Below are 2,161 nucleotides of genomic sequence, written 5' to 3'. Positions count from 1 at the left end.
TAGGACGATCAGTTCCCCGTAATCACCGCCTCGAACGGCACCACCGGACGCGGCGCTTCATCATAGAAATTGACCACCGGCGCATCCGCCCAGGCGTAACGCACGCGGACATCCCCCGGCTGCGCATCGGCCAACCGCACCTCCGCCCCGTTCACGCTCGCATTCGCATAACGACAGGCGCTCGCATCACACAGCTCAAACCCGATCGGCGCGGCCGCACTCCACGCATGAAGCGCGCCCCGCACGCCGTCGAAGCGCAGCACCACCTCCCCCCCCGCGCGGGTGGCCGAGGCGATCATCGGTCCGGACGCATCGGCGCGGTCGCCCGCCTCCAGGCGGCCTTGCGCAAAGACCAGCCGCTTGGCGAGTTCGTTCTTGTCCGCCGGGTGGATGTCGTTGCGCACGCCGATGTCGATCGTCGTCGCGAGCGCCGCATGCGCATCACGCAGCACCGCCAGACGCTGCGTCTCGCGCAGGGCCGCCCAGCCGCTGTTCTCGATCTTGACCGGCGGCGCACCGAAATTGGCGAGCTGGACGATCAGGAACGGCAGTTCGGGGTTCTGGAACTGCCGCCGCCAGCCGGTCATCAGCGCCGCCAGCCGGTCGCCATAATTGGCCAGCCCGACGTCGGACTCACCCTGATACCAGGCGACGCCCTTCAACCCGATCGGCCCCAGAGGCGCGATCATGCCGCTGTAGAGTGTGCCGAGCCCCGCATGGCTCTCCCACGGGCTGCGCGGATAACTCTGGTCGTTCGCCTTATAGACCGAATAGCGCCAGCCGGTGCCGAGCGGGATCGGCTGGCCGCCTGCGGGCGTGAACTGGATCTTGTCACCGGGGCCGAACATGCCGCCTGGACCATAGGTGTCGCCCAGCCCGACGACGATCTCATTGCGGCCCTTCTTCAGGGCCGAGCGCGGCACGGTGTAACGCCGCCAGTCGCCCCAGCCGAAGGTCGCTCCGACGACCACGCCATTGACCCACACGGTGTCGAGTTCATCGATCCCGGCCAGCTCGATCACGCCATCCCCGCTGGGCGCGGTCGGCAGGTCGAAGCCCTGCCGGAACCACACCAGCCCGTTATAGTCGGCGAGTTCGGGCACGCCCCATTCCTCCCACGGGCCGAATTTGGGCACCGGGGTCCAGTTCAGCCGGTCGGGGGCGTTCCACGGCTCCTGCCCGCGTTTCGTCCCGCTCGCCTTGCGCCACCAGTCACCCCAGCGATCGCCGAACGCGCGCAAGCCCGCCGCATGGTCGCGGGCATAGAGCGCCAGCAGGTCGGCATCGGCGGACAGGCCGGGCAGCTTGCGCGCGTCGGTCGCGTCGATCCAGGGCAGGATCTTGGTCCCACCCCAACTCGAGTCGATCGCGCCCATCGGCACATTCGCCTTGGCCGCCAGGTCCTTGACCATCAGATAGCAGGCCGCCGAAAAGTCGGCGACGCTGGCGGGCGAGGCGGCGGCCCAGACCGGGCGCTTTTCCAGCGGCTCGTCGGCGGACAGGCCGACATGATGGGCCATGTCGAGCAGGCGGATACGGTTATTGGCCGCGCCCTTCACAAGCCCCTCGCCGTTCAGCGCCTGCTTGGTCGGATATTCCATGTTGGACTGGCCCGAGCACAGCCAGACGTCACCGACCAGCAGGTCGTCCATCGTATCGGCAGCACCGTCCTTGCCCGTCGCGGTCAGGGTCAGCGGGGTGGCGGTCGCCGCCATGGCGGGCAGGGTCGCGCGCCAATGACCCTTCGCATCGGCGGTCGCGGTGGCGCTGGTCCCGCCCAGCGTCACGGTGACGCTCTCGCCCGCATCGGCCGCGCCCTCGACGGCGATCGGCCGGTCGCGTTGCAGAACGGCATGGGCGCTCATCGGGGTCAGGATGCGCGGCCTTGCCTCCGCCATAGCCGGCCAGGCCGCCGCCGTGCCCAAAAGCAGCGCCCAAACCGCCCCTCGCCCGGCGCCGGACCGTGATTGCCCCTTCCGCATATCATCCCTCTCCTATGCCCGGCGCAACGACGATTCCGTGCTGCCGACACCTTCGTCGCGATCATAGGAGGGGCAAAATGATAACGCTATCGCGAAACGCCGTCCTTCATTCCTCCCCTTGCAGGGGAGGTGGCGCGCGTAGCGCGTCGGAGGGGTGTAACCGTTTCGATAGCGCGACA

Annotated in this window: 1 protein-coding gene; it reads right to left on the bottom strand. The window is 68.5% G+C overall.

The genetic code is table 11. The annotated features are described in order from the left end of the window. Positions 1–8 precede the first annotated feature (8 nt). Positions 9–1,865, bottom strand: coding sequence for a sialate O-acetylesterase (locus SSA01S_RS18755; RefSeq protein ID WP_167348943.1), 1,857 nt, complete (start codon positions 1,863–1,865; stop codon positions 9–11). Between the last annotated feature and the right edge of the window lie 296 nt (positions 1,866–2,161).

Source organism: Sphingomonas sanguinis NBRC 13937 (genome assembly GCF_001591005.1).
GTDB classification, from domain to species: Bacteria; Pseudomonadota; Alphaproteobacteria; order Sphingomonadales; family Sphingomonadaceae; genus Sphingomonas; species Sphingomonas sanguinis.
Note: the sequence above shows the minus strand (reverse complement) of the source record. Positions and strands in the feature narration are given on the sequence as shown.

Excerpts from the sequence above, each read along its gene's own strand:
- SSA01S_RS18755 (WP_167348943.1), bottom strand. The coding sequence starts at position 1,865 with ATGAGCGCCCATGCCGTTCTGCAACGCGACCGGCCGATCGCCGTCGAG.